Below are 26,413 nucleotides of genomic sequence, written 5' to 3' on the forward strand. Positions count from 1 at the left end.
GCTGTAGCCTGTCTGAGCGTCACCCGATGTGCCGACTTGTTAACGAGAAATATAAGTATATTCTAATTAACGATCGTCTGCCGCAGTCTCGCCGGCTGCGGATGTCGCTTAGGCGATCAGCCGTCCTGACTGAGCCTCCGACCAATTTGGCGGAGGCTCTTTTCAGGGATCGAGGGCGGCACGCGTCTCGGGTGGCGCCTCGCCCGCGCGCGAACGTAATCTCGGACAGCGGGACGTCCACCGTCATATCATTCCAAACTCGCAGCCGTGTCGAACATAGTCTGGCCAGCCGGGACAGCCAACTCAACCAGCGGGCGTTCCAACAAGTCTCTCAGTGGTGGCGCGAACTCGAACGGCGCGAGTTTCGGTATTCGCCGGCGACCGTCAGCGGCCTTCCTTTTAGACACGAAACCCGAAACCAAAGCATCGCTGAGAATTTATCCTCAGGCGGGTCTTGGCGATCGCTTGGCAGGTGAGGTGTAAGATTTTCATCCTCCAGGATTTTGTTTCTCTCCCGCGCTTCTGCCGTCCGAGCTCCTCGATCGTTCCTCGAAGCGTTCTTCCCCCTTGGCCAAGGGACTTCCTTTCTGGCATTCGATCCGTCGCTCTTCTCTTTCAGCGCTCTCTTGCAAGCCCTGCGCTGACTCGCGGCCCTCAAACGCCGGTCCCTTCACTGTTTCAGTGGAGGCAGGATCGGAAGACAGCGTTTGCCTGGGGTCCGGGCTAAGTTCTGGCCCTTCTGCATTCGCGCTCGCGACCGCAATGCCCGACCGAATACCGTTTAAAGCCGCGCGTATCTCGTCTTCATCCCATCCGGCCTGGACCGCGGCAGTGATCAAATCGGTGTCGAAATCTCGCAAAGCACCTGTCGGGTCGTGAGTTGAAAGTGTGGACGAAACGCACTGGTAGCAGTCCGCAAGCCGCTCCGCAGTACCTTTCTGGGTTCTGGGGGATGCAACATATGTCATGATCTTGGCCTCGCCTCGGGCTCATTTCTGCAGGAGCGATCGCGCCGCTGAAGCACTAACGCCTGCTCTGTTGTTACTGCCGTGCAAACTTCCGGTCCTGCGAAATGTTCCTCAGCCGGCAGCTTCCCACCGGAGACCGAGGCGCGGGTTTTTCACTTGTTGCCCGCGGACAGCCGCTTCGACTACGCCGCCACGACAATCATGGCCGACCCTAACCCTTCATCATCTCTGTCGCGGTCTTAGCTCTGAGCCTGACTCTTCCGCTGCCCGCCTCTCGAAGGCGCTAAGCGATGTAGCGTCCGTGAACGGTGTTTGCCATGGACACATCCTCAACTCTTCCGATCCCTGTCGCGACGGGCGGAGCCGCGCTTGCCGCCGCGCCGATTTGCGAAAGGCCCTCAGGCCGGCCACTCGAGGGAAGGGAACTTTCCGTGCAAATTAATGTTTCTGACTCAACGACGAAAGAGATGACGATGTCAAACAATGCGCAATATGGTGACGAGGCGAAGTCCACCGGCGAAAGCCACACGGAATTTGGCAGATCGGTGGAAAGCAAGGCTCAAATTGCCGACGCATGCCGAGCCTCGAGCGATTCTGGTGTTGAAACACTGAACGTCTACCGCTTGGTGCCGATCGCCGCACAATCCGATCCTCGATGGCAGAGCGCACTTAACCAGGGCGAAGTCATGGTCGCTGCCCGCACGTCTGGGGACGCCCGCATCGTCGCGTCCGCGTGCGAACTCGACTATATGGAGGTCGACGCCGCCCCTGCCGAAGGTGTCAGCACCTCGGATGCGAGCGCCTTTCGGGACGAAAAACTATACACGGTCATCGAAGTCGAACATGCAAAAGCAGGACTGGTACGCGGCCTGTTGAAAGGTGAGATATCGGTCGGCACGATCAAGCCGGTGCAGATCTGAGTATAGCAAGGCTCGATCTTGTCACGTGTCTCTGGGCCAATTGCGGGATCACGCGCGTAGTGAGATGCAGATAACAGCAATGTCGACGTCGGCGGACAAAGGCGGTAACCGCGCTGCGAATATGCGCGCCCCCTGTTTCAGCGCTATTGGTGCAAGAGCCGGCGGCTGAACGATATCGGGAACACGATTCTGTTTTGGCGATTTGGAGACGTTCGAGAAGGAGAACGTCATGGCAGAGGATCGTTGGGAACGCGAGGAACGGTACGGACGCGATATAGAGAGGGCAGGGGGCAAACAACCGGCACCCTGGAATGAAAGTGTCGTGATCTGTCTGCCCGATGCATACCACCACTTGTTGGTTGGATCGGCCAGTCAAGCGGCAGCGGTTTTGCAGAACAATTGGTCTGGATCCAAGTCCGATCCCGCATATCAGGCGGCTTTGACCGCCTGTCTCGAAGCTGTCAATGGTGATGTGCCTAGTTACATGGCCCGGTTGGCGTTCGAGAAAGCCGCCCGTGATGCAGGGGTTTTGCGCTGAAGCCAGCAACGATTGGTGGAAATGGTCGTTAGCAGGCTTTCTAATGATGCTCTTGCACAGCCGCCGACGCCGCGGGAGGCCAGAGAAACCTGGGATCTTCCACGGTGGTTACTGTTTACATCGTTTTTTACGAAGCCTCCCGCAAAAACCGCCGGAGTGCGGCAAGCGAACGCCACATTGGGACGATGCCAAGGCGCACCCAAGTTTCACGCGTTAGCTATGGTTCCGTCTCGCCTGATCGCCGAGTGCGTGGTCGTTGACACATTTCCACGAATTTCCACGCTCCGTACAGCAGTTGCTTTCATATCGTAAAGCCTGATATGAAGCAAAGGAAAGCGTGGGGGCGATATGACTGGCAAAGTACTCGTGATTGATCCGATCGAGCGGCAAGACCTCATTAAAGGCCTCGCAAGCGACGTTCGCGTGATGATGTTGAAGTTGCTTCGATCGAGCGGTCCTAAAAATGTGAACGAGATCGCTGAAGAACTCAGCCTCCCACAGTCTACCGCATCGATCAATGTGAAGGTGCTCGAGGATTGCGGATTGATCTATACCGAGGGCCAGCGTGCCAAAAAGGGCAGCCAGAAAGTCTGCTATTCGGCGTTCCAGGAAATACTCATCTCGTTTGCGGAGCCAGTGGCCGACCGACTAGCGGACGCCATCGAAGTCTCCATGCCACTCGGTCTCTACACGCAGTTCGAAGTTACTGGACCGTGCGGGATGTGCTCGAAGGACGGTGTTATCGGCCTTCTTGATGTTCCCGATACTTTTCTCGATCCTGACCGCATGAAAGCGGGATTGCTCTGGTTCACGAGAGGCTTTGTCGAATATCAGTTTCCCAACAATACCTTGCTGAAAAAAGCGAAGCCGAAGGCAATAGAATTTTCGATGGAACTGAGTTCCGAAGTGCCCGGCACATCGGCGAACTGGCCGTCTGACATATTCCTGCAGATCAACGGTGTCGAAATCGGCACTTGGACGTCACCTAGCGATTATGGGGACAAACGGGGTACTTTCACGCCGGATTGGTGGAAGCTTTCGGGTTCACAGTACGGTATGCTCAAGAACTGGCGCATCAACGAACAGGGCAGTTTCGTCGATGGGGTCAAGATTTCCAACGTCACTCTTGATGACCTGGGTTTGGATAAGCATCGCTCCATCCGGATGCGCGTTGGCGTCAAGGAAGAGGCCGAGCATCCTGGTGGCATCAACATTTTCGGCAATGGCTTTGGCAACTACGGCCGGGACATCGTCCTTCACATTCAGGTTTGAAAAGTCATACTTTCGCTTGACGGAGCCCTCCTATTCAGTTTGATATACCAAAAATTCGGATACAAACCGATATTTTGGATATTTATTTTGGGGGGAGAGGCTTTGGAAGCTCGGGTCACCGCGCATGCGCGCTATACAATCGCGGACATCGACAAGAGGCTCTACGGGTCGTTCCTGGAACATCTGGGAAGGGCAGTTTACACAGGCATCTATGAGCCTGGCCACCCGACCGCGCTTCCCAACGGTATGCGCAAGGACGTGATCGATCTCGTCCGGGAACTCGACACACCAGTTTGCCGCTATCCCGGCGGTAATTTTGTATCGGCCTACAATTGGGAAGACGGGATCGGGGCAAAGGAGAGCCGTCCGACGCGCCTCGACCTCGCATGGCGGACGTCCGAATCCAACCAGGTCGGTATCCATGAGTTTGCGGAATGGGCCGAGGCTGCTGGCACCGACATGATGCTGGCGGTTAACCTGGGCTCGCGCGGCTTGGACTCCGCGAGGAATTTCGTCGAGTATGTGAACCATCCCGGCGGCAGCCAGTGGTCGGACCTTCGCCGCCAGAACGGCCGTGCCGACCCCTGGAACGTCAAGCTTTGGTGCCTCGGAAACGAGATGGATGGCCCATGGCAGGTCGGCCACAAGAGCGCCGCCGAATATGGCCACCTCGCAAACGAGACCGCCAAGGCTATACGGGCTTTTGACGATAAGCTTGAACTCATCGTCTGCGGGTCATCCCATTCCGACATGGCGACCTACCCTCAATGGGAGGCGACGGTTCTCGACGCGACCTACGACCAGGTCGATTATATCTCGCTTCACATGTATTTCGAGAATTACGAGAACAAGACGTCTGAGTTCCTGGCATTACCGGAGAAACTGGATCGGTACATCGGTACGGTGAGCGGCGTCATTGATTTTGTGAAGGGCAGCAAGCGTTCCAAGCGGGACGTCAAGATATCCTTCGACGAGTGGAACGTCTGGTATCACGAGCGCAAAAATGACGCTAAGCGGATGCGTGAATGGGATTGGCCCCATGCTCCGGTCCTGCTGGAAGACATCTATAACTTCGAGGATGTCCTGCAGGTCGGGTGCATCATCAACACCTTCATTCGCCGCTCTGACGTTGTCCGCGTGGCCTGCATTGCGCAGTTGGTCAACGTCATCGCGCCTATCATGACCGAGCCCGGTGGCAGTTCCTGGCGGCAGACAATCTATCATCCTTTCCATCTGGCATCTCGCTATGGCCGGGGCACCGCGCTTCACCTCGATGTGGATTGCGCCAGCTATGCCTCGAACGTCGCTGACGCGGTATCCTATCTTGACATCGCTGGCGTTCACGATGGTGACGCCGGAACGATCACCTTCTTCGCAGTCAATCGTCACGGGAGCGAACGGCTCAGCATCAAGCTTGCCATGGAGCGCTTCGGGAGCATCAAGACCGTCGAGCATATTCTGATCAAGCATGACGATCTCGAGGCGAGGAATACCAAGGACAATCCGCACAACGTCGCACCGCGCAAGTCGGACGACGCGGTCGTGGAGGGTAATGGCGTCAGTGTATCTGTGCCGCCGTATTCATACTCCGTGATCAGGGTCCGGCTTTAAGATCAATCGGTGGCGGCGCAACGCCGCCTGTCTAGGGAGGAAAGTGCCATGCCGAATTGGTTCAAATTTACAAAGGCGCTGCTGTTGGCAGGTGGTCTGATGACGTCTGCCGCCCATGCCGAGGAGATCGTCACGTGGTGGGACTTCTTCGGCGGCGGCGATGGCGTACGCATGAAGCAGATGGTCGCGGATTTCAACGAGGCGCACAAGGGCCAGATCAAGATCGATGCCACGACGCTGGAGTGGGGGACCCCGTTTTATTCGAAGGTCCAGACCTCAGCGGCGGTCGGCGAAGCGCCGGACATCATGACCTACCATGCGAGCCGTATCCCGCTCGCAGTGAAACAGGGCATTCTCCAGGAAATCACGGCCGACGACTGGAAGGCAATGGGTCTCGGCCAGTCTGATTATGCGCCGGCCACCTGGGATGCGGTAAGCATCGATGGCAAGCAATATGCCGTGCCCCTCGATACGCACCCGATCGTTCTCTACTACAACAAGGACTTGCTCAAGAAGGCCGGCGTGCTCGGTGATGATGCCAAGCCGAAGGGAATGGATTCGCGTGAAAACTTCACAGCGACCTTGAAGGCACTCAAGGCTGCAGGCGTCAAGTTCCCTCTGGGTTCAGTGACTGCGGACGGCAACTTCATGTTCCGTACCATCTATTCGCTCGTCGGCCAGCAGGACGGTGAGTTGATGACGAACGGCGAGTTCCTCTCCGGCGACAATGCCAAGAAGCTGGAGAATGCCCTGGCGGTTCTGCAGGAATGGACCCGGGACGGACTACAGTCTACCTACACGGACTATCCCGCAACGGTGGCACTGTTCACATCGGGTGAAGCCGCAATGATGATCAACGGCGTCTGGGAAATTCCCACGATGACGGACCTCAAGAAGAACGGCAAGCTTTTCGAATGGGGTGCCGTCGAGCTTCCGGTGATCTTCAATCATCCGTCGACTTATGCGGACAGCCACACTTTCGCAATCCCGGCCAACCAGGGCAAGGCATTGAGCCCGGAGAAGCGCGCAGCTGTGCTCGAGGTGATGAGCTGGATGTCCAAGCAATCGCTGTTCTGGGCCACCGCGGGTCATATCCCGGCATATGGACCGGTAACGGCTTCTCCTGAATATCAGGCAATGGAACCGAACCACACGTATTCGTCCCTGACCAAGCACATGATCTTTGACCCCAAGACGCCGCTGGCCGGCATTGCCGGCCCGATCTTCGACGTCATGTCGAACTACTTCGTGCCGACGCTCAATGGCGAAATGGAGCCTACAAAGGCAGTGGAAGAAATCAAGGCAGGCCTTGACGATCTCTGACGATTGCTGAGGCCCGGGCGGGCAGCGTCCGCCCGGGCATATTGAGTGCTGCCAGTCTTTGATGGCGACGGGAGGAACGGGAGGACAATGCTCAGGAACCGACGCAACGAAGCCTTTTTCGCATTGGTGCTCGTCGCGCCTTTTGTCGCCATCTATGGACTTGTGTTCGTCTACCCGACAATCAAGCTCTTCATGATAAGCTTCACGGACGCGCCGCTGATTGGTGACGGCAACTACGTGGGTCTTGAAAATTACCTGCGCCTGCCCTCCGATCGACGATTTGGTACCGCATTGTGGAATACAGCCTATTTCGTGCTCCTCACCGTCATCCCGGGAACCCTTGCGGCCTTTGCCATCGCCCTCGGAGTCAACAGGCTCGCCGGCCGGCTCCAGGCGGCGATACTGGCGCTGTTCTTTCTGCCTTATATCCTGCCTGTCTCGGTGGTTTATCTGTTGTGGGACTGGACGCTGAACTTCCAGTTCGGCATCGCCATGTATCTCTTCGACATGATCGGCCTCGCCCGGATTCCGGTGTTCAAATCAACGGCATGGTTCATGCCGGCTGTGGGCGTTATCACGATATGGTGGACCGCCGGCTTTTCAATTCTGTTGTTTCTCGCCGGATTGCGGGCGATCCCCATGGAAATCTACGAGGCAGCTGCCCTGGACAACGCCGGTCGCTGGTCGACATTTCGCCGGATCACCTGGCCGCTGATGTGGCCGATCACGGCGCTCGTCCTGACCATCCAGCTTATTTCGCAGCTCAAGATTTTCGACCAGGTCTATCTTTTCTCGACGGGCGGCCGGCCCAACGACAATGTGGTCATGGTGTATTACGTGTTCCAGCGGGCATTTCAGTCCGACCAGGGGGGAAGGGCGGCAGCCGTCGCGGTTGTCCTGTTCGTGATCGTCATTGTGGTATCGGTTCTTAATTTCCAGCTGACGCGACTTTCAGGAGGGCGAGGCCGATGACCGAGACAACAGCACGTCGCCTCAATATCATTGCCCTCATCACTACGGTCCTGACCATTCTGTGCGCTCTGATCTGGGCGTTTCCACTCTACTGGGCTGTGGTTTCTTCACTGAAGCCGGAGGACGAGGTCGTCAGGCCCTATATCGAACTCTGGCCGGAAACCTTTACCGTCTCGCACTACGTCTTCGCATTGACCCAGACAGAAATCGGCAGGTGGTACGTCAACTCCATCGTCACCGCCGCAGCGGTCACCGTGTTGACTGTCAGCTCGTCGCTTTTTTGCGGCTACGCCATCTCGCAGCTGAACTTTCCATTTCGCAACGTGCTGTGGTGGCTCATCCTTGCGAGTTTCATGGTGCCGATGCAGGCCCTGATCGTCAACCATTTCGAACTTGTCGCCGATCTGGGGCTGATCAACACCTGGAGCGGGATCGTGTTGCCGCAGCTCATCCATCCGGTGATCATCATCGTCTACAAGCAGTTCTTCGATGGCGTACCGAAGGATTTCCGAGAGGCAGCGGTCATGGACAGCGCGTCCGAATGGCGGATTTTGACCCGCGTATATATTCCGATGAACTGGGGGGTTACCACGGCACTGTCGATCGTGTGCTTTATCTGGTCTTGGAATTCGTTCCTGTGGCCGTTCCTCGCGGTAACCAAGACCAATATGATGACGATCACTGTTGGCATAACTCAGGTGAACGACGCATTCGGCGTCTATTACGCCAGGCAGCTGACGGCGGCGGTGCTTGCCGGCCTGCCGGTGGCGCTGGCTTATCTGATCTTCCAGCGCCGGGTGACTGAAGCAATTACGCTATCGGCGGGTATAAAGGGCTAGTTGTCTGTTCTCCCGCTGGCCCTTGCACGGACCTCCGATCTGACGATCGGAGGTTCGCTGCCATTTGGGAGATTGATTTAGAATGCTTGATAGGACTTGCCATCCGCATCGAAGAGATGGATGGCCGAAGGGTCGATTCCCACGCGCACACGATCACCGGGACGCACCTCCGACCGTCCCGTATCCTGGGCGATCAACTGTGAGCCGTCCTTCAGCGTGCAATAGGCCAGCGTTCGCTCGCCAAGCTGCTCTACCACCCCAACCTGCGCCTCGGTCGAGGGGCGAGACGGATCACTATCGCCTGTCATGATACGGACCGACTCGGGTCGTATCCCAAGATCGAATTTCCCGGGAGCGGGCACCGGAGCTTCAATCTCGAACTCGAAACCGTTTCCGAAGCGTACGGGCGTCCGGCCGGGCCGAATGACATCGACCGATAGAAAGTTCATGCCAGGGCTGCCGATAAAGCTCGCGACGAAGCGCGATGCCGGCTTCAAATAGACCTCCATCGGTGTTCCGATCTGCTCGATCTTGCATTGATTAAGCACGACAATTCGATCCGCGAGTGTCATAGCCTCAGTCTGGTCGTGGGTGACGTAGATCATCGTGGCCTTCATCCGGTGATGAAGCTGGGCAAGTTCCACGCGCGTGCGCACACGCAGCGCCGCATCGAGGTTTGACAGGGGCTCGTCAAAGAGGAACGCCTTTGGTTCCTTGACGATTGCGCGGCCGATCGCGACGCGCTGCCGTTGCCCGCCCGAGAGCTGGGCAGGTTTCCGGGAGAGAAGATGCTCCATTTCCAGCATGCGGGCCGCGGTTAGGACCCGCGCTTCTATTTCCACCTTGGGGAGGCCAATATTCTCAAGCCCGAACGCCATGTTGTCTCGCACGGACATGTGCGGGTAGAGCGCGTAGTTCTGAAATACCATCGCCACGTTGCGCTGACCGGGCGGGAGAGCCTCGCTCCGGACACCGTCAATCGTCAGAGAGCCGGAGTCGATGGTTTCCAGGCCTGCAATCATCCGCAGAAGCGTCGACTTGCCCGAGCCGGAAGGCCCGAGAAACACCATTAACTCGCCGGCGTTCACCGTCAGCGAAATATCGCTGATCACTGACACCGAGCCGAAGCTCTTCGAAACATGATCAAGCCGAATTTCAGCCATTCTTTCCTCCCATGCTTCTCATCATTCTTTCCGGTATGTATCGGAAGTCAAGATATCGTCTCACCAAACGGCCCGCGGCGAGCACATGAACGTGGACGCCGGCGTAAGCGAGAATTACGCTCGGCCAATGTCTCCTTCTGGCGCGCAAAGCGGACCCTTGCCTGGATCGCATAATGTTTCGACTGGCCCTGACCAGCTTCGAACGCGCGTCTTTTGTTGCCTGTGAGCGAGCAGTTTCGCAGTGCGCCCTGCGTTTAAGACATGCGAACTGGAACGATTCCATCGCTAGATGCTTTCTCCCCTGCATTTCATTGCGAAGGAGAAAGTTTATGAAATCGCTGGCTGATATTTTCGAACACACGCTGCAGGACCTCTACTTCGCCGAGAACGCTATCACGAAGGCGCTTCCAAAGGTCGCTAAGGCAGCGAATAGCGCCGAACTGAAGAAGGCGGCCGAGGAACACCTTTTGGAGACGAGAGACCAGATCAAGAAGCTGGAGCAGGTCTTCAAGTCGATCGGCAAAACGGCATCTGGCGAAAAATGCGACGCTATCGAGGGTCTGATCAAGGAGGCCGACGGTTTGATGAAAGAGGCTAAAGGGACCGCGTTGGACGTGGGTCTTCTGGCCGCTTGCCAAGCTGTCGAGCACTACGAGATCGCCCGCTATGGCTCGCTTCGGGAATGGGCCAAGGACCTCGGCCATGATGAGGCGCACAAGCTTCTGAGTGAGATCCTCGACCAAGAGAAGGCGACGAACAACAAGCTCACCAACTTGGCTGTAACGTCGATTAACAAAACCTCGGCGCGTTCAAGGGCGGCGTGACGAAACAAAGGGGCCCTGACCGTACTATCCGCTTCATATTTGCGGCTTGGTAGCAGCGACCTTTCCCAGCCGGAGAGCCGGCTGGATTTGGCAGGCGGTGATGGTTGTCAATTCCGCGTTCGAGAAGGTCGGCGTTTGCCGAACCCCGGACCAGCAGCGGAAACAACCCAACCGTCATCACTGGTAGACGCGACACTCAGAACTTTGATGCGTGGGCCGTCGTCGGCGGCGGTGTTCAGGTTGTCGGCAATCGTGTGCCGCGGACCACGTTGCCAGATCCTTACGACGAGGTGATAGTGCTCCTTGTCGAGTTCTGAGGCTCGATAAGCGCCGGCACTCAACGCGCGATGATACGCGACATCTTCACCGGCTGGAACCATTCCAGCGGTAGGCGATAGGTCATCTTGAAATTCCCTTTCAGTGGACCAGGTTGTGGGGGTAATTTGAAAGCAACGGGAGGCAGCAGTGGATGACTCCGGCAGCTTTGAAATTCAGTGCCAGAAGTGCGGGACGCGAGAGCGGCTTACGTTCTCCGAGATGGAGACGAGAGAATTGATCCAGTGCAGGCGCTGCGGCGAAATCCGCGGCATGGGAAAAGAGAACCTGCTGGAGTCGTGTCGCGAAGCAGCGAAAACGATGCGACAAAGGCTGTGATCCCCTACGTTGTCAGAGGCGCTTTGTCGGCGCATATTTTGCTCATCGCCGGACAGTGCTGCGGGCTCCGGCGGCTGAGAGATCATAAGCGCTTCGCCCCAATTGGAGGAGGTTGCGCCATGTTTGATCAACGGCAATCCGGATACATCCTTCCTGAAGGCTTTACTGTGATTTCAGAGGTCTTCGAGAGGGTCATGGATGGCAAAGCGGTGAAGGCGAGTGGCTGGCTCGGGAGGCGCTCTATCTATTCATGAGCGGCATACGAGACCCATGGGAGCTCGAACTTCGACTGAAGGAAGCTTGCTGCCCCATCGACGTTTCACCGCCCTCAAGCGGCGGTGGCACCAAAATCGTGGATCTGATGCCGGATCTGTCGGCATGGGCGCGCTGCTTGACGGCCTCACCGAACGCGGCAACTGCTCTCACTCGAATACGCCGTCGAACATATGGATGAGTTCGTGGCGACACCGGATGTCAGAGGATGGCTGGTCCGACTGATGCGGGACCTCCACCTTGGCCGGAGCCGCCGTCGACGCCGAACGTATGGCTATGATTGGAATGGCGCTCGCAGGCGCAGCTTGAGGATCGTGCGATATGGATTCGAAGTCCCGACGCCGAACTCCTGTAGGCACATCCCGATCAGATGCTCAGTGTCTTGCATCTGACCGCCAGTAACGAGCAAGCTCGGGATCGAGCGTCAGATGCTCCTGCCATGCGGCTTCTGGAACCTGTCCCGACCGATAAGCCTCGATCAGCAGCCGCTGATCGTCGCTCAGCCGCGGCTCATCGAAATGATGCAAATGGAACAGCCCGAGCACCGCTTCGCCGATATCTCGCGTATGAATAGACATTGGAAAACCTCGCCTCGTGGTCAAGGATATAACGTGTGACCGCCGATGATGTTCAAATCTTTTGATGTCTAAGCAAACCTGCCGTGCGGTTATGACGCTGATCGGTTTCACCTGATCATGGGTGGGGATGGCAGGCAACGACGCCTAGGCGACGGGAAGAGTGTCCCGAGCCATGTGCAGTACCTCCTTGTTAGAAAAACAGGCCACCAGTCCCGCACGGCATGACGCCGGCTGGGAGCATGATGGGCTACGACTGGAATGGTGGCACGCGGGCGCCGCATTAAAATCGCGCGATATGGAACGGCCGTCGCATTGGCGGCTTTGCTAACTGGGGACCTCCATGATCCTCGACGGCGAGGCCGTCGTGCTCGACGATAAGGGCCGCTGCGACTTCGGCTTCCCCTACCGCCGAAGCGCGAGGTGACCGGCAGCGACGCCGTTCCAGGGCCGATCTTTGATGCGATGCAGCAACGAACCTGTCTTGACTAGTCATACTTTTCGCGGCTCCATGGAGAAACTGATCTGCTGGTCCAACCAGTGGGTCAGTTGGAGGCGGTGACGGCGATGGACGGCAGCCCGATACTCACGCAAATGCCAAGGGTCGGGCAGAGTCTCGACCGGCGCACGGCCCGTGACCTCATCGCCGACAAGCTGATGGTCCTGATCGCCACCAACATGCTGCGCCCCGGCGACGTCTTGCCGGGGGAAAGGGAGCTCGCCAACGTGCTTCATGTCAGCCGTGAGACGGTGCGCGGTGCCATCCAGACGCTGGCTGCGCGCGGTATCGTCGAGGTGTCTCAGGGCAGTCGCACGCGGGTCTGCAATGTCGATCTCAGCCATCTCACCGTTACCATCGCTTCCCCCAACGCCATCGACAGCTACGATCTTGACGATGTTCATGCGGCCCGGCTGCATATCGAGCTGAAGGTCGTCGGCGATGCGGCTGACATGATTGACGAAGAGACGCTGGGCAAGCTCAAAAGCCTGCTCGAAGCGCAGAAGCTGTGTGGCGATGACGCCATGCGCTTTCTGATCTGCGACCGCGAATTCCACATGGCGATCTATCGGGCTTGCGGAAACCCGCTGCTCGCCGATTTCGTCACCGATCTCTACACCTACATGATGGACTATCGGCGCAGCGCCATGTCACGGCCAGGCGCGATCGATGCCAGCTATGACGACCACACCGAGATCGTGGAGGCACTGGAGCGGCGCGACCGGGACGCGGTGATCGCTGCATTTGGCCGGCATCTGACCCGGATCTACGACACGACGAAGGAATTGCTTGCGGGGAGCGGGCAGAAAAACCGGGAAAAGAGCAAGAGCAAGATGGCAGGCTGATCCGGCTGAGCCGGCGGCAGACGGGGAGGTTCGTCGAAAATGGATGTCATGGTGATTGGAGCGGCCGGGATGGTTGGTCGCAAGTTGGTGGAGAAGTTCGCCTCAGAGGAAGGCGTGCTTGGCTACGATATTTCTAGGCTGACGCTGGTGGATGTGATCGAGCCGCCTGTGCCTCAAGGGCTGTCGCCAATTGCAAAGGCACTCGTGCTTGATCTTTCGACCGATGACGCCGCGGAGAAAGTCGTCGGTTTGCGGCCCGACGTGATCTTCCATCTCGCGGCGATCGTTTCCGGTGAGGCCGAGACTGATTTCGACAAGGGCTACAAGGTCAATCTTGACGGAACGCGGGCGCTGTTCGAGGCCATCCGCCACGAGAGTTTGCGGGAGCCCTACGTTCCGCGGGTCATCTTCGCGTCGTCGATCGCCGTTTTCGGAAGGCCTTTCCCGGAAAAGATTGGCGACGAGTTCTTTACCACGCCACTGACGAGCTACGGCACGCAAAAGGCGATCTGCGAACTGCTTCTCGCCGACTATTCGAGGCGCGGCATTTTCGATGGCGTCGGCATCCGCCTGCCGACGATCTGCATCCGCCCCGGCAAACCCAACAAAGCGGCGTCCGGCTTCTTTTCCAATATTCTCCGCGAGCCGCTCACAGGTCAGGAGGCGGTGTTGCCGGTGGACGAGAACGTACGCCACTGGTTTGCAAGCCCGCGTTCGGCCGTCGGGTTCTTCATTCATGCCGCGCGGATGGATACATCCGCGATCGGCCCGAGACGCAATCTGACCATGCCCGGCCTTTCCGCCCTCGTTGGTGAAGAGATCCAGGCCCTTCGGCGTGTAGCCGGTGAGAAGGCCGTCAAGCTCGTCCGCCGTGAGCCCGACCCGGTTATCCGCTCGATTGTTTCAGGCTGGCCGACCGATTTCGACGCGCGGCGTGCTTGCGAACTGGGTTTCAAAGCCGAAACCAACTTCGATGAGATCATCAGGATCCATATCGAAGATGAACTCGGAGGACATATCTGAGATGGTTCGCGCTTTAAAATCCGGCGAAGGCAAGATCGCATTGGTGACTGGCGGCGGCACGGGCCTCGGACGCGGGATCGCCGAGGCCTTAAGTGCGGAGGGTTATACCATCGTCATCGCCGGCCGGCGCGCCGACGTGCTCGATAAAGCAGCTGGCGGCATAGCGGCGCAAACGGGAGGAACCGTGCGGGGTGTCAGGGCCGATATCGGCGATCCCAATGCGGTCGTCCGCCTTTTCGAGGCGATCCGCACCGAGTTCGGCCGGCTCGACCTCCTGGTCAACAACGCCGGCTCCAATGTGCCGGCCGTGCCGCTGGAAGAGGTGACCTTCGAGCAATGGAGCGGCATTCTTGCCGCAAACCTGACGGGTGCCTTTCTCTGCACGCAGCAGGCGTTCCGACTGATGAAGGCGCAGGCGCCGCGCGGCGGGCGGATCATCAACAACGGCTCGATTTCGGCCCAGACGCCGCGGCCGAACTCAGCACCTTACACGGCAACCAAGCATGCGATCACGGGGTTGACCAAGTCGACCGCACTCGACGGGCGCAAGTATGACATCGCCTGCGGCCAGATCGATATCGGCAATGCCGCGACCGACATGACGTCGAAGATGAATTCCGGGGTGTTGCAGGCGAATGGCGAGACCGCCAGTGAGCCGACGATCCCGGTCGCCCATATCGCCGCGGCTGTTGTCTACATGGCAAGCCTGCCACTGGAGGCGAATGTGCTGACGATGACGGTCATGGCGACGAAGATGCCGCTGGTGGGGCGGGGGTAAGGGCGGTCGAGAGGAAACTGGACGGGGTCTAAGAACGGCATGAGGCGGCCGCCGGACAGTCTGCCGATGTCAGATGAAATTCACAGGGAGGAAAGCATATGGCAGGCGTTGACTTCGTCGATGTCAGAAAATCATTCGGAGCCTTTCCCGTCATCAAGGGCGTGAACATCGAAATCGAGGATGGCGAATTCGTCATCCTTGTCGGCCCGTCGGGCTGCGGGAAATCGACGCTTCTGCGAATGTTGGCCGGGCTTGAAAACATTTCAGCGGGTGAGATCCGCATCGGCAACAAGGTGGTTAACGCCCTGCCGCCCAAGGATCGGGACATCGCCATGGTGTTCCAGAACTATGCGCTCTACCCGCATATGACGGTCGCCGACAATATGGCTTTCTCTCTTATGCTGAACGGCTCGCCGAAATCCGAGATCGAGAAGCGCGTCGGCACCGCGGCCGGAATTTTGGGACTTTCCAAGCTGCTCGACCGCTATCCGCGCCAGCTCTCCGGCGGCCAACGCCAGCGCGTGGCCATGGGCAGGGCGATCGTGCGCGATCCGCAGGTGTTTCTCTTCGACGAACCGCTGTCCAACCTCGATGCGAAACTGCGGGTAGCAATGCGCGCCGAGATCAAGGAACTGCACCAGCGGCTGAAGACGACCACCGTCTATGTCACGCATGACCAAATCGAGGCGATGACCATGGCCGACAAAATCGTCGTCATGCATGACGGTATTGTCGAACAGATCGGCGCGCCGCTTGACCTCTACGACAGCCCCGCCAATCTTTTCGTCGCGGGTTTTATCGGTTCGCCAGCGATGAACATGATCAAGGGCAGGCTCGACCCGCAAAATCCGAAGTGCTTTATCGCAACCGATGGCATGGCGCTGCCAGTCGCGCGGTCGCCATCGGCGGCAAGAGGGCGTGATCTGATCTACGGCTTGCGGCCGGAATATATGTCGCTCGACCCGAACGGGTTTCCCGTGACCGTCGCGGTTATCGAGCCCACCGGCTACGAGACGCAGTTGATCGTGCGCTTCGGCGGCACGGACGTCACCTGCGTTTTCCGTGAGCGCGTGACCGCCCGGCCGGGCGAGGCAATCCACCTATCTATCGATGCCGATCATGTGCACCTGTTCGACGCCGAAACCGGCGTGCGGCTGACCGACTGATACCGTCCCGTTTTGCGCTGCGCGAGGGAAGAGGAGCCCCTGACGCATCGGCCGGCATTCCGGCATTTCCAGAAGCCATTAACTCAGCATTCGCCAAACGGGACGGCGGGTGCCGGAAAGGATGATGTCCCGTGTCACCAGGAGGAGCATTATGACTTTCAAGAGACGTGATTTTCTCACTGCGTCCGCCGCGCTGGCGGGGATCGCCGGGCTTTCGCCTTTCGGCATCCGCCCGTCTTTCGCGCAAGGGGCGGAGCCGGCCTACAAGCCGGAGGAAGGGGCGAGCCTGAGGCTGTTGCGCTGGACGCCCTTCGTCAAGGGTGACGAGGATGCATGGCTTGCCAATACCGCGAAGTTCACCCAAGCGACCGGCGTCGAGGTCCGCATAGACAAGGAAAGCTGGGAAGACATTCGCCCGAAGGCAGCCGTCGCCGCCAATGTCGGTTCGGGGCCCGATCTGGTGATGTGCTGGTTTGACGACGCCCACCAATATCCCGACAAGCTCGTCGATCTGACCGAACTCGCCAACTACCTCGGCGGCAAATACGGCGGATGGTACGATGGCGTAAAGGGTTATGCTTCGCGCGGCGACAAGTTCATCGCCATGCCGCTGACGGCGATTGGCAACGCCGTCTGCTATCGTGACAGCCATGTTAAGGCGGCCGGCTTCAGCGAATTTCCGAAGGAAACCGACGGGTTCCTCGAACTCTGCAAGGCGATGAAGGCCAAGGGAACGCCAGCCGGCTTCCCGCACGGCAAGGCCGTCGGCGACGGCAACAACTATGCCCATTGGTTGCTCTGGAGCCATGGCGGCAAGATGGTCGATGAAGGCGGCAAGGTAGTCATCAACAGCCCCGAGACGCTCAAAGCGGTCAACTATGCCAAGGCGCTTTACGAGACCTTCATTCCGGGCACCGAGAGCTGGCTCGACATCAATAACAACCGGGCCTTCCTGGCGGGCCAGGTGTCGCTGACGGCGAACGGCGTCTCGCTCTACTATGCGTCGAAGAAGGACCCGGCGATGGCGGAACTTTCAGCCGACATCCGCACCACGAACTTCCCTGTCGGTCCGGTCGGCCAGAGCGTCGAGCTGCATCAGACCAGTTCGCTGCTGCTCTTCAGCCATACGAAATATCCGGAAGCTGCCAAGGCCTATATCAAATTCATGATGGAGGCCGACCAGATGAATGCCTGGATCACGGGCTCCAGCGCGTATTGCTGCCAGCCTCTCAAGGCTTTCGCCGACAATCCCGTCTGGACGTCCGATCCGATCCACGCGCCTTATGCGCGCGCCTCCGAAACGCTGCGCCCGAACGGTTATGCCGGCCCGCTCGGCTATGCGTCCGCCGGCGTCATGGCCGACTACGTGCTGGTCGACATGTTCGCCACCGCGGTTACGGGGCAGATGACGCCGGAAGAGGCAATTGTAGAGGCTGAGCGCCGGGCAAACCGCTACTACCGGGTCTAAATCCCAACATGGCCTGCATAGGCCGCTGAGACAAGGTATCGGCGGAAATGCCCCGCCGATACCCGTTCCCCAATCCGCTATACGGGAGATGTCCGATGTCCACAGCGTCATCCAGGAAGCCGCCATCCGCGATGGCCTCGCTCATGCAGAACAGGAACGTGATTGGTTTCCTCTTCATGCTTCCGGCCGCCGTCTTCCTTGTCTGCTTCCTCACCTATCCACTCGGTCTCGGCGTCTGGCTCGGCTTTACCGACACGCGCATCGGTCGTGACGGGGTGTTCATCGGGCTCGAAAACTACATCTTCCTTGCCGAGGACTCGGTCTTCTGGCTGTCGGTCTTCAACACGCTGCTCTACACGATTGTGGCGTCGATCCTGAAATTCGTCTTCGGGCTCTGGCTGGCGCTGCTGCTGAATGAAAATTTGCCATTCAAGTCCTTCTTCCGGGCAATCGTACTCTTACCCTGGGTCGTTCCCACCGTGCTCTCGGCGCTGGCCTTCTGGTGGATCTACGATGCGCAGTTCTCGATCATTTCATGGTCGCTGATGCAGCTCGGCGTGATCGATAGTCCGATCAACTTCCTGGGCGATCCGGAGAATGCCCGAGCCTCGGTGATCGCAGCCAATGTCTGGCGCGGCATTCCCTTTGTCGCCATTTCGTTGCTGGCTGGCCTGCAGACCATTCCGGCCTCGCTGCAGGAGGCGGCGTCGCTGGACGGTGCAACGAGCTGGCAACGCTTCCGCTATGTGACGTTGCCGATGCTGACGCCGATCATTGCCGTCGTCATGACCTTCTCGGTGCTGTTCACCTTCACCGATTTCCAGCTCATCTATGTGCTCACCAAGGGCGGGCCGGTAAACGCGACGCATCTGATGGCGACGCTTTCCTTCCAGCGCGGCATTCCGGGCGGACAGCTCGGGGAGGGGGCCGCGATCGCGGTGGCGATGATCCCGTTCCTCCTTGCCGCCATCATGTTCAGCTTCTTCGGCCTGCAGCGGCGCAAATGGCAGCAGGGCGGCCAGGATTGATTGGGGAGAATGACGATGACCACGACCGTGAAATCCGAAGACGCCGTTCTCACCGACGACGTGCAGGGCATGAGCTATCTCAACCGCCTGCCGCGCAGGATTGTGATGGTTTATCTGCCGATGGCAGTGTTCGTCTTCGTCCTGCTCTTTCCGTTCTACTGGATGGCGATCACGGCGATTAAGCCCAATTCGCAGTTGACCGACTACAACAACTACAGTCCCTTCTGGGTGGTCGGCCCGACGCTCGACCATATCAAGTACCTGCTGTTCGAGACGTCCTATCCGGGCTGGCTGTGGAACACGATGCTGGTGGCGACCTGCGCGACATTCCTGTCACTGGCGGCATCGGTCTTTGCGGCCTACGCGATCGAGCGGGTTCGGTTTTCGGGCTCGCGGCCGGTGGGGCTGCTGATCTTCCTCGCCTATCTCGTGCCGCCCTCGATCCTGTTCATTCCGCTGGCCTTCATTGTCTTCAAGTTCGGCATCTACGATTCCAGGCTGGCTCTGATCTTCACCTATCCGACCTTCCTCATTCCCTTCTGCACCTGGCTGTTGATGGGCTATTTCCGGTCGATCCCGTTCGAGCTCGAAGAGAGCGCGCTAGTGGATGGCGCGACGCGCTGGCAGATCCTGATCAAGATCATCCTGCCGCTTGCTGTCCCCGGGCTGATATCGGCGGGCATCTTTGCCTTCACGTTGTCGTGGAACGAGTTCATCTATGCGCTCACTTTCATCCAGTCTTCGGAAAACAAGACCGTGCCGGTCGGCGTGCTGACGGAGCTGGTCCGCGGCGACGTGTTCGAATGGGGCGCGCTGATGGCCGGCGCGCTGTTCGGCTCGCTGCCGGTGGTGATCCTCTATTCCTTCTTCGTCGATTATTACGTCTCGTCCATGACCGGGGCCGTGAAGGAATGAGTGCCTGCTTCAGGTGATCGCGCATCAATCGTGATCATGGTCGTGATGCGACGGCAGGTCGAGGCCGAAGGTCTTGGTGAGATCGTTGACCTGCGCCGGGGTGAGATAACGGGGGTTGAGGTTGCGCAGCAGGAGATAGAGCTTCGCCGTCTCCTCCAATTCCTCAGTGGCGAAAACCGCCGCCTCCAGGCTGTCGCCCGCGACGACCGGTCCGTGATTGGCCAGAAGCACCGACGAGTATTTTCCCGCCAGCCCGCGGATCGCGTCGGCCACCGCCGGATCGCCGGGACGATAGTAGGGGACCAGCGCGGTCTCGCCGGCGCGCATGAGATAGTAGGGGGTCATCGGCGGCAGGGCGGCGCGCGGATCGATCTCCGGCAGCATGGTCAGCGCCACCGCATGGGTGGAGTGAAGATGGACGATGGCGCGGGCACTGCCGCGCGTGTCGTAGAGCGCCGTGTGAAGCGGAATTTCCTTGGTCGGCTTGTCGCCGGAGAGGTGCCGGCCTTCGGCATCCAGCCTTGAGATGCGGGCCGGGTCGAGGAAGCCGAGCGAGGCGTTCGTCGGGGTGACCAGCCAGCCGCCATCCTCCAGCCGCAACGATATATTGCCCGACGAACCGGGCGTCAGCCCGCGCTCGAACAGCGAACGGCCATAGCGGCAGATTTCTTCACGCAGGCGCGCGTCGGACATGACAGTTTCTCCCTATCAGGCGGTTGCCCCTTCGATCAGCTCGAAACCGAGATCGACGACCTGGGATGGCGCATTGGTGATGACAAGCTGTGCTGCCACCTGTCCGGTCGCGACGCGCGGCGTGCGGATGGTCGAGAGGGGCTGCGGCGTTGCCCGGCCGATATCGAGGCCGTTATAGCCGAAAATGGCAAGCTGCGAGGGGATCGCAATCCCCCGCGCCAGACAGTGAAAATAGCCGCCCAGCGCCATGTCGTCGTTGGAGAAATAGACCGCATCAAGATCGGGCGTCCGGGCGAGCAGCCGCTCCAGTCCCAGCCTGCCGTTTTCCACCGACGATGCCCCGGAGAGAATTTCGCGATCGGCGAGGGGGGCGTCATGCGCGCCCAGCGTTTCGCAAAAGGCGGAAAACCGCTTGCTGGCGCGGGTATCGCGGTTGAGGTCGTGGCCGACATACCCGATCCGGCGATAGCCCCGCTTGAGCAGGAAAGCCGCGCTTTCGCGTCCGGCTGCGCGGTTGGAGAAACCGACCGCCAGATCAAGCGCATCGCCGTCCAGATCGAGCAGCTCGACGATCCGGCAGCCGCTTGCGCGCAGCATCTTCACCGTGCCCTCCGTGTGCTCGTACCCCGCCAGCATCACAGCCGCGGGCCGCCAGGCGAGCATTGCGGCGGCAAGCGCTTCTTCCTTCCCCGGGTCATAGTCGGTGACGGAGAAGACCGCCTGATACCGGTTTTCCTCCAGAACGGCGCTGGCGCCGCGCAGAACATCGGGAAAGACGATGTTGGATAGCGAGGGAATGACGAAGGCGACCAGGCGCGAAGCGGTGGAGGCGAGCGTTCCTGCGATCCGGTTCGGCACATAGCCGAGCCGCTCGACAGCAGCCATCACCCGGTCCCGCGTCTTGCCGGAAAACGAGCCGTGGTTGCGCAGCACCCGCGAGACCGTGCTCTCGCCGACGCCGGCCGCTTCCGCGACCTCGGCAAGCGTCACTGTCGCCTGGTGTTTGAATTCCATAGTCACTTTCGACCCCACCTCGGGTGGGCGCTTCAGCCGCTAAGCCGTCATCCCTCTCCGATTGCGGTCCTCATTTTTCACCACTCTCTTCAAGAAGCAAGATTTTTTTGGCAGCGCTACCAATTTCGCGTTGGCAGCGCTGCCAAAATGGATTAAAGAAAATGGCAGCGCTGCCATTATTGGCCCGGCGTGCCGCGGAAGGAGACCGCGGCAACAATTGGAGGAGAATATCATGACGCTGCAAACGCAGGCGCCAGTCGATGGCGCGTATGCCGCACAGACGGTGGAAGACCGGGCCTATGGCAAGGTATTCTGGAGAATCGTTCCTTTTTTGATGCTGTGCTACGTGGTCGCCTATCTCGACCGCGTCAATGTCGGCTTCGCGAAGCTGCAGATGTCGAGTGAGCTCGGCCTATCGGAAGCGGCCTATGGCATCGGCGCAGGTATTTTCTTCATCGGCTATTTTCTGTTTGAAGTGCCGAGCAACATTATCATGAACAAGGTCGGCGCGCGGGTGTGGATTGCCCGCATCATGGTCACTTGGGGCATCATTTCCGCCGCCTTCATGTTCACCTCGTCGGAAGCCGTCTTCTATGTCCTGCGTTTCCTGCTGGGCGTTGCCGAAGCGGGATTTTTCCCCGGCATCATTCTCTATCTGACCGCTTGGTATCCGGCCCATCGCCGCGCCAGAATCATAACCACCTTCATGTCCGCAATCCCGATATCCGCCATTTTCGGTAATCCGCTGTCGGGTCTCTTGATGGACAGCTTCCATGGCACGCATGGTCTTTCCGGCTGGCAGTGGATGTTCCTGATCGAAGCCATCCCGGCCATCCTTTTCGGCGTCGCCACGTTCTTCTACCTTGATGATAAGATCCGTGATGCGAAATGGCTGAACGACGACGAAAAGCGTGTGCTGGCGGCCAATATCGAGGCGGAGAACCGGGCCAAGGCCTCGAGCCCGCACAGCATTGCCGGAACGCTGACGGACCGCCGCGTCTGGCTGATGTGCCTTGTCTATTTCTGCTTCGTGCTTGGGCAATATGGCCTGAATTTCTGGATGCCGTCCATCGTCAAGGCCTCTGGTGTCAGCGGGAACCTGAATATCGGCCTGATTTCCGCTATCCCCTATATCTGCACCTTCTTCGCCATGCTGGCGCTCGGTCGCTCCGCCGACAGGCTGCGTGAACGCCGGTGGCACCTGGTCATCCCCGCGCTCATCGCCGCCGGTGGTTTTGTCGCGGCAACGACGGCGACAAGCACGACGGTCTCAATCGTCTGCCTCTCGCTGGCTGCTGCGGGCGCCATCAGCTGCGCGCCGCTCTTCTGGTCGCTTCCGACGGCTTTTCTCGCCGGCACGGGAGCGGCCGCCGGCATCGCCTGGATCAATTCGGTCGGCAATCTCGCCGGGTTCCTCGGGCCGTTTCTGGTGGGCTATCTGAAAGATCTTACGGGCAGCAACAGCGCGGGCATGTATCTTCTCGCCGCAGCCCTGGTCATCGGTTCGCTGGCCGTGTTGACGGTTCCGGCGAAAACCGTCAACCGCTAAACACCAATCCCTCCGGGTGGCAGCATCCGGAGGGCGGCTCTTTCCTTACAAGACTGGAGAACTCGTCATGTCACCGCTTGCTGAAAATACAGGCCCCGCTGTTGTCGCGGCCGTCATCGGCCTTGGCTCCATGGGGCTCGGAATGGCCCGGTCGATGAAGCGCGCAGGCCTCGACGTCGTTGGGTATGACATCACTCCTGCGGCGGTGGACCGCTTCACCAGCGAGGGTGGACGAGGCGCTGCCACGCCCGCCGGTGCGGCAAAGGATGCCGACATTGTCGTCTCCGTCGTCGTCAACGGTGCGCAGACCGAGGCTGTGCTGTTCGGCGTCGAGGGTGTCGCAAGGACGATGAAGCCCGGAGCAGTCTTCATTTCGTCGGCCACCATGGACCCGGCTGTGGCACGCGATCTGGCACAACGGGTGGAGGCTCTCGGTCTGCATTATCTCGATGCGCCAATTTCGGGCGGCGCGGCCAAGGCGGCAAACGGCGAACTAACGATCATGGCATCCGGCTCCAAGCCGGCTTTCGACACGGCCCGCCCGGGTCTCGACGCCATGGCCGGCAAAGTCTACGAACTCGGCGACGCGGCCGGAACCGGCGCCGCCTTCAAGATGATCAACCAGCTTCTCGCCGGCGTGCACATCGCGGCCGCCTGCGAAGCGATAACGTTTGCAGCCAAGCAGGGCCTCGACCTCCACAAGGTCTATGAAGTGATCACGGCCTCGGCCGGCAATTCCTGGATGTTCGAAAACCGCGTGCCGCATGTGCTGGCCGGAGACTATAGTCCGCTGAGCAGCATCGAGATTTTCGTCAAGGATCTTGGCATCGTCCAGGATATGGCTCGCTCAGAGCGCTATCCGGTACCGCTCGCAGCTGCGGCCCTGCAGATGTATCTGGGCGCGTCCGGAGCCGGCATGGGCCGCGACGACGATTCGTCGCTCGCGCGCCTCTACGCCCAGCTCTCGGGCGCAACATTGCCCGGTGCGACCAAAGAGCTGCAGAGCCTGTAAAAGGAACACCACCATGCCGGTTTTCGCCGCCAACCTGACCATGATGTTCAACGAATGGCCGTTCCTCGACCGCTTCGACGCTGCGGCCGATGCCGGGTTTGCCGCCGTCGAATATCTCTTTCCCTATGAAGCCACACCGGAGGCAATCGCCGAACGGCTCSCCCGCAACAATCTGCAGCAGGCCTTGTTCAACCTGCCGCCCGGCGATTGGGCCGCCGGCGAGCGGGGTATCGCGGCGCTTCCCGGACGGTTCGATGCGCTGAAAGCGGGCGTCGAGCGCGCGCTGGACTATGCGGCGGCGACGGGTGTCGGGCGGCTGCACCTGATGGCTGGCCTTGCTGATCCAAACGACGAGGACGCAGCCTCATCTTACCGACGCTCCGTCGTCTACGTTGCGGGGCGGCTCTCAGAGAAGGGCATCGACCTGTTGCTCGAGCCGATCAACGGGCGAAACATGCCGGGATATTTCCTCGATAATTTCGGCGCAGCCGAGCGCCTGATCGGGGAACTCGGCCTGCCGAACCTGAAGCTCCAGTTCGATGTCTATCATCGTCAGATCATCCATGGTGACGTGGTCGTGGCCTTGCGCCGCCTCATGCCGATCACCGGCCATATCCAGATCGCCAGCGTGCCGTCACGCAACGAGCCGGACGGGGAGGAGCTGAACTATCCCTATCTGTTCGGCGAAATCGACCGCCTTGGCTATGACGGTTTCATCGGCTGCGAATACATCCCGCGCGGCCACACACTGGACGGTCTTGGCTGGTTCAGACCTTTTGCAAGGAGCTAGACGGTGGCTATATTGCTCGGATCGATCGCTGACGACTATACGGGTGCCTCCGACCTCGCCAACACGCTTACGAAAAACGGACTGCGCACGGTGCAGACGGTCGGCATCCCCGACCCGTCGCTGGCGCTGCCGGATGTAGACGCGGTTGTCGTTTCCCTGAAGATCCGCTCGGTACCTGCCGCTGACGCCGTAACAGCCGCGACCGCGGCCGAACGATGGCTGCGCCGGAGCGGCGCCGCCCATGTGCTTTACAAGGTCTGTTCGACCTTCGATTCCACCGATGCCGGCAATATCGGTCCGGTCACCGAGGCTTTGAGTGATGCCGCGGGCGGTGGACTTGTGCTGGTGACGCCTGCCTTTCCGGAAACGGGCCGAACCGTCTATCTCGGCCATCTCTTCGTCGGCGGACAGCCGCTAAACGAAAGCCCGCTCAAGGACCATCCCCTCAATCCGATGCACGACGCCAATCTCGTGCGGGTGATGGCCAGACAGTCGCGCGGTGCCGTCGGGCTTATAGATCTGCCGGCAATCGCGGCGGGACCGGATACAGTCAGGGCCCGGCTCGAGGCCTTGCGTGAGGCAGGTGTCGGGTCGGCAATCGCCGACGCCATCTTCGAACGCGATCTCGAGACGCTCGGCGCGATCGCACTGGAAACGCCGGTATCCACCGGTGCGTCGGGGCTCGGACTTGGCCTTGCCCGTGCACTCGTCCGCTCCGGCCGGGCTCCTGCCAGCGGCGCTACAACGGCGAACGCCATTTGCCCCGTGGGCGGGCTTTCCGCCGTCGTTGCCGGCAGTTGTTCCAAGGCAACGCTGCATCAGCTCGACGTCGCCGAACGGTCGATGCCCGTCCTGCGGCTCGACCCGGAGCGGCTGCTTGCCGGCCCGGATGAGATCGCCGCGGCAATTTCCTGGGCCGGAGACCGCATCTCGGCCGGTCCCATCGTCGTCGCCGCGAGCGCAGCGCCGGAAACCGTGTCCCGGTTGCAATCACTATATGGGCGCGAGGCGTCCGGTCACGCGATCGAATCTGCAACGTCGGTCATCGCCGCCGAACTGGTGGCAAGAGGCGTGCGGCGCCTGGTGATCGCCGGCGGAGAAACCTCCGGTGCCGCGGTCGACAGGCTGGCCATTCCGGCCTTCCTGATCGGCCCGGAGATCGCGCCCGGCGTGCCGGTGCTGCGAACGGTCGGCAACACGCAGGGCGATATGCTGCTGGCGCTGAAATCGGGAAACTTCGGAGGCGAGGATTTCTTCACGGCCGCGCTGGCGATGATGCATTGAGGCTGATCTGGTCCTCGCCTTTGCACCAGCATCGCAGGAGGGCGGTATCGGCGTCGTGCTGTGGTATGGGCTTCACGCAAGGGCTTCTGGCGACGCCGATTGCCGACGCCGCTCCGGACGAACTGCGCGGAGCGGCTTTCGGCATGTTCAATGAGGTCACCGGGATTGCTCTGCTTGTCGCCAGAGCGCTGAAAGCCGACCTTTGTATTCAGCGTAGCGGGCAGGGACGACGAACCTTACTTCACCGTGATGGCAAGTCCGCTGAGATCGGCGTTGACTTGCAGGCCTACCTGCTTGCCTGAGAGCTCGAGTTGGGCACCCTTGTCATTGGTCATGGCGATCACCTGGGCCCCTTTGCCGACCGCGCCGCCACCGCCTACCGCACCGTAGACCCCCGTCACATCTCGGGCGCGGCGA

At 59.7% G+C, this 26,413-nt stretch carries 24 protein-coding genes and 2 pseudogenes; 20 read left to right on the top strand and 6 right to left on the bottom strand.

The window, feature by feature from the left end; genetic code table 11:
- Positions 1-488: 488 nt before the first annotated feature.
- Positions 489-674 carry a hypothetical protein gene (locus ASE60_RS35620; RefSeq protein WP_082615811.1) on the bottom strand — a complete coding sequence of 62 codons (186 nt, stop codon included), beginning with the start codon at positions 672-674 and terminating at the stop codon, positions 489-491.
- Between the two features lie 611 nt (positions 675-1,285).
- Between ASE60_RS35620 and ASE60_RS10860 the strand changes: the two genes are divergently transcribed.
- From ASE60_RS10860 to ASE60_RS10890, 7 genes are all read left to right on the top strand, one after another.
- Complete coding sequence (locus tag ASE60_RS10860; RefSeq protein ID WP_348272224.1) at positions 1,286-1,888, top strand: hypothetical protein; 603 nt, start codon at positions 1,286-1,288, stop codon at positions 1,886-1,888.
- A 229-nt stretch (positions 1,889-2,117) separates the two neighbouring features.
- A complete protein-coding gene (locus ASE60_RS10865; protein WP_082615812.1) occupies positions 2,118-2,426 on the top strand; it encodes a DUF982 domain-containing protein in 309 nt (102 codons plus the stop codon).
- A 348-nt stretch (positions 2,427-2,774) separates the two neighbouring features.
- Positions 2,775-3,698: an ArsR family transcriptional regulator gene (locus tag ASE60_RS10870; RefSeq protein ID WP_057250101.1), complete on the top strand. Its 924-nt coding sequence runs from the start codon at positions 2,775-2,777 to the stop codon at positions 3,696-3,698.
- Positions 3,699-3,800: 102 nt separating this feature from the next.
- Positions 3,801-5,309: an alpha-N-arabinofuranosidase gene (locus ASE60_RS10875; RefSeq protein ID WP_057250103.1), complete on the top strand. Its 1,509-nt coding sequence runs from the start codon at positions 3,801-3,803 to the stop codon at positions 5,307-5,309.
- A gap of 48 nt (positions 5,310-5,357) precedes the next feature.
- Entirely contained in the window at positions 5,358-6,632 is a 1,275-nt protein-coding gene (locus ASE60_RS10880; protein WP_057250104.1) for an extracellular solute-binding protein, read from the top strand.
- 87 nt (positions 6,633-6,719) lie between these two features.
- Positions 6,720-7,604 (top strand): sugar ABC transporter permease, encoded by an 885-nt coding sequence (locus tag ASE60_RS10885; RefSeq protein ID WP_057250106.1) that lies wholly within the window; start codon positions 6,720-6,722, stop codon positions 7,602-7,604.
- Entirely contained in the window at positions 7,601-8,443 is an 843-nt protein-coding gene (locus ASE60_RS10890) for a carbohydrate ABC transporter permease (protein WP_057250108.1), read from the top strand. Before ASE60_RS10885 ends, ASE60_RS10890 begins: the two co-directional genes overlap by 4 nt.
- Before the next feature lie 77 nt (positions 8,444-8,520).
- Here ASE60_RS10890 and ugpC (ASE60_RS10895) read toward each other — a convergent pair whose 3' ends face one another.
- Positions 8,521-9,606 carry a sn-glycerol-3-phosphate ABC transporter ATP-binding protein UgpC gene (ugpC, locus tag ASE60_RS10895; RefSeq protein ID WP_057250110.1) on the bottom strand — a complete coding sequence of 362 codons (1,086 nt, stop codon included), beginning with the start codon at positions 9,604-9,606 and terminating at the stop codon, positions 8,521-8,523.
- Between the two features lie 329 nt (positions 9,607-9,935).
- On the opposite strand from ugpC (ASE60_RS10895), the gene ASE60_RS10900 reads away from it, so the two are divergent.
- Entirely contained in the window at positions 9,936-10,430 is a 495-nt protein-coding gene (locus ASE60_RS10900) for a ferritin-like domain-containing protein (RefSeq protein WP_057250112.1), read from the top strand.
- 1,301 nt (positions 10,431-11,731) lie between these two features.
- On the opposite strand, the gene ASE60_RS10910 is transcribed toward ASE60_RS10900, so the two are convergent.
- Positions 11,732-11,935 (bottom strand): hypothetical protein, encoded by a 204-nt coding sequence (locus ASE60_RS10910; protein WP_057250116.1) that lies wholly within the window; start codon positions 11,933-11,935, stop codon positions 11,732-11,734.
- 564 nt (positions 11,936-12,499) lie between these two features.
- Here ASE60_RS10910 and ASE60_RS10915 point away from each other — a divergent pair.
- The 7 genes from ASE60_RS10915 to ASE60_RS10945 all read left to right on the top strand — a co-directional run bounded on the left by ASE60_RS10915 (position 12,500) and on the right by ASE60_RS10945 (position 19,654).
- The gene (locus ASE60_RS10915) at positions 12,500-13,276 is read left to right on the top strand and encodes a FadR/GntR family transcriptional regulator (RefSeq protein WP_057250165.1); all 777 of its coding nucleotides are present in this window, start codon (positions 12,500-12,502) and stop codon (positions 13,274-13,276) included.
- Between the two features lie 39 nt (positions 13,277-13,315).
- Positions 13,316-14,299 (top strand): D-erythronate dehydrogenase, encoded by a 984-nt coding sequence (gene denD / locus ASE60_RS10920; protein ID WP_057250118.1) that lies wholly within the window; start codon positions 13,316-13,318, stop codon positions 14,297-14,299.
- Position 14,300: 1 nt separating this feature from the next.
- The gene (locus ASE60_RS10925; RefSeq protein ID WP_057250120.1) at positions 14,301-15,077 is read left to right on the top strand and encodes an SDR family oxidoreductase; all 777 of its coding nucleotides are present in this window, start codon (positions 14,301-14,303) and stop codon (positions 15,075-15,077) included.
- Positions 15,078-15,175: 98 nt separating this feature from the next.
- The gene (ugpC, locus tag ASE60_RS10930; RefSeq protein ID WP_057250122.1) at positions 15,176-16,243 is read left to right on the top strand and encodes a sn-glycerol-3-phosphate ABC transporter ATP-binding protein UgpC; all 1,068 of its coding nucleotides are present in this window, start codon (positions 15,176-15,178) and stop codon (positions 16,241-16,243) included.
- Positions 16,244-16,394: 151 nt separating this feature from the next.
- A complete protein-coding gene (locus tag ASE60_RS10935; protein ID WP_057250124.1) occupies positions 16,395-17,711 on the top strand; it encodes an ABC transporter substrate-binding protein in 1,317 nt (438 codons plus the stop codon).
- A gap of 95 nt (positions 17,712-17,806) precedes the next feature.
- Entirely contained in the window at positions 17,807-18,739 is a 933-nt protein-coding gene (locus ASE60_RS10940) for a sugar ABC transporter permease (protein WP_057250126.1), read from the top strand.
- A 15-nt stretch (positions 18,740-18,754) separates the two neighbouring features.
- On the top strand, positions 18,755-19,654 hold the full coding sequence (locus ASE60_RS10945; protein ID WP_057250127.1) for a carbohydrate ABC transporter permease: 900 nt from the start codon (positions 18,755-18,757) through the stop codon (positions 19,652-19,654).
- A 24-nt stretch (positions 19,655-19,678) separates the two neighbouring features.
- Here the strand turns inward: ASE60_RS10945 and ASE60_RS10950 are convergent, their stop codons facing one another.
- Positions 19,679-20,347 (bottom strand): aldolase, encoded by a 669-nt coding sequence (locus ASE60_RS10950; RefSeq protein ID WP_057250129.1) that lies wholly within the window; start codon positions 20,345-20,347, stop codon positions 19,679-19,681.
- A gap of 15 nt (positions 20,348-20,362) precedes the next feature.
- Complete coding sequence (locus tag ASE60_RS10955) at positions 20,363-21,361, bottom strand: LacI family DNA-binding transcriptional regulator (RefSeq protein ID WP_057250131.1); 999 nt, start codon at positions 21,359-21,361, stop codon at positions 20,363-20,365.
- 232 nt (positions 21,362-21,593) lie between these two features.
- On the opposite strand from ASE60_RS10955, the gene ASE60_RS10960 reads away from it, so the two are divergent.
- The 5 genes and pseudogenes from ASE60_RS10960 to ASE60_RS35625 form a co-directional block, all read left to right on the top strand.
- Positions 21,594-22,910, top strand: coding sequence for an MFS transporter (locus ASE60_RS10960; protein WP_057250133.1), 1,317 nt, complete (start codon positions 21,594-21,596; stop codon positions 22,908-22,910).
- A gap of 67 nt (positions 22,911-22,977) precedes the next feature.
- On the top strand, positions 22,978-23,922 hold the full coding sequence (ltnD, locus tag ASE60_RS10965; RefSeq protein WP_057250135.1) for an L-threonate dehydrogenase: 945 nt from the start codon (positions 22,978-22,980) through the stop codon (positions 23,920-23,922).
- Between the two features lie 13 nt (positions 23,923-23,935).
- Positions 23,936-24,712, top strand: a complete 777-nt coding sequence (gene otnI / locus ASE60_RS10970) for a 2-oxo-tetronate isomerase (RefSeq protein ID WP_057250136.1) — start codon at positions 23,936-23,938, stop codon at positions 24,710-24,712.
- 3 nt (positions 24,713-24,715) lie between these two features.
- On the top strand, positions 24,716-25,996 hold the full coding sequence (gene otnK / locus ASE60_RS10975) for a 3-oxo-tetronate kinase (protein WP_057250138.1): 1,281 nt from the start codon (positions 24,716-24,718) through the stop codon (positions 25,994-25,996).
- Positions 25,992-26,178, top strand: a pseudogene (locus tag ASE60_RS35625) (MFS transporter); the annotation flags it as partial. The gene otnK and the pseudogene ASE60_RS35625, both read left to right, overlap by 5 nt.
- A 54-nt stretch (positions 26,179-26,232) precedes the next feature.
- Here ASE60_RS35625 and ASE60_RS33685 read toward each other — a convergent pair.
- Positions 26,233-26,413 (bottom strand): annotated as a pseudogene (locus tag ASE60_RS33685) (hypothetical protein); the annotation flags it as partial.

Origin of the sequence: Ensifer sp. Root278 (genome assembly GCF_001429285.1) — a bacterium.
Taxonomy (GTDB): domain Bacteria; phylum Pseudomonadota; class Alphaproteobacteria; order Rhizobiales; family Rhizobiaceae; genus Ensifer.

What these genes read in the sequence shown, in the direction of transcription:
- ASE60_RS10860 (WP_348272224.1), top strand. Translation starts at nt 1,286, where the DNA reads ATGGACACATCCTCAACTCTTCCGATCCCTGTCGCGACGGGCGGAGCC.
- ASE60_RS10865 (WP_082615812.1), top strand. Translation starts at nt 2,118, where the DNA reads ATGGCAGAGGATCGTTGGGAACGCGAGGAACGGTACGGACGCGATATA.
- ASE60_RS10870 (WP_057250101.1), top strand. Translation starts at nt 2,775, where the DNA reads ATGACTGGCAAAGTACTCGTGATTGATCCGATCGAGCGGCAAGACCTC.
- ASE60_RS10880 (WP_057250104.1), top strand. Translation starts at nt 5,358, where the DNA reads ATGCCGAATTGGTTCAAATTTACAAAGGCGCTGCTGTTGGCAGGTGGT.
- ASE60_RS10885 (WP_057250106.1), top strand. Translation starts at nt 6,720, where the DNA reads ATGCTCAGGAACCGACGCAACGAAGCCTTTTTCGCATTGGTGCTCGTC.
- ASE60_RS10890 (WP_057250108.1), top strand. Translation starts at nt 7,601, where the DNA reads ATGACCGAGACAACAGCACGTCGCCTCAATATCATTGCCCTCATCACT.
- ugpC (WP_057250110.1), bottom strand. Translation starts at nt 9,606, where the DNA reads ATGGCTGAAATTCGGCTTGATCATGTTTCGAAGAGCTTCGGCTCGGTG.
- ASE60_RS10900 (WP_057250112.1), top strand. Translation starts at nt 9,936, where the DNA reads ATGAAATCGCTGGCTGATATTTTCGAACACACGCTGCAGGACCTCTAC.
- ASE60_RS10910 (WP_057250116.1), bottom strand. Translation starts at nt 11,935, where the DNA reads ATGTCTATTCATACGCGAGATATCGGCGAAGCGGTGCTCGGGCTGTTC.
- ASE60_RS10915 (WP_057250165.1), top strand. Translation starts at nt 12,500, where the DNA reads ATGGACGGCAGCCCGATACTCACGCAAATGCCAAGGGTCGGGCAGAGT.
- denD (WP_057250118.1), top strand. Translation starts at nt 13,316, where the DNA reads ATGGATGTCATGGTGATTGGAGCGGCCGGGATGGTTGGTCGCAAGTTG.
- ASE60_RS10925 (WP_057250120.1), top strand. Translation starts at nt 14,301, where the DNA reads ATGGTTCGCGCTTTAAAATCCGGCGAAGGCAAGATCGCATTGGTGACT.
- ugpC (WP_057250122.1), top strand. Translation starts at nt 15,176, where the DNA reads ATGGCAGGCGTTGACTTCGTCGATGTCAGAAAATCATTCGGAGCCTTT.
- ASE60_RS10935 (WP_057250124.1), top strand. Translation starts at nt 16,395, where the DNA reads ATGACTTTCAAGAGACGTGATTTTCTCACTGCGTCCGCCGCGCTGGCG.
- ASE60_RS10940 (WP_057250126.1), top strand. Translation starts at nt 17,807, where the DNA reads ATGTCCACAGCGTCATCCAGGAAGCCGCCATCCGCGATGGCCTCGCTC.
- ASE60_RS10945 (WP_057250127.1), top strand. Translation starts at nt 18,755, where the DNA reads ATGACCACGACCGTGAAATCCGAAGACGCCGTTCTCACCGACGACGTG.
- ASE60_RS10950 (WP_057250129.1), bottom strand. Translation starts at nt 20,347, where the DNA reads ATGTCCGACGCGCGCCTGCGTGAAGAAATCTGCCGCTATGGCCGTTCG.
- ASE60_RS10955 (WP_057250131.1), bottom strand. Translation starts at nt 21,361, where the DNA reads ATGGAATTCAAACACCAGGCGACAGTGACGCTTGCCGAGGTCGCGGAA.
- ASE60_RS10960 (WP_057250133.1), top strand. Translation starts at nt 21,594, where the DNA reads ATGACGCTGCAAACGCAGGCGCCAGTCGATGGCGCGTATGCCGCACAG.
- ltnD (WP_057250135.1), top strand. Translation starts at nt 22,978, where the DNA reads ATGTCACCGCTTGCTGAAAATACAGGCCCCGCTGTTGTCGCGGCCGTC.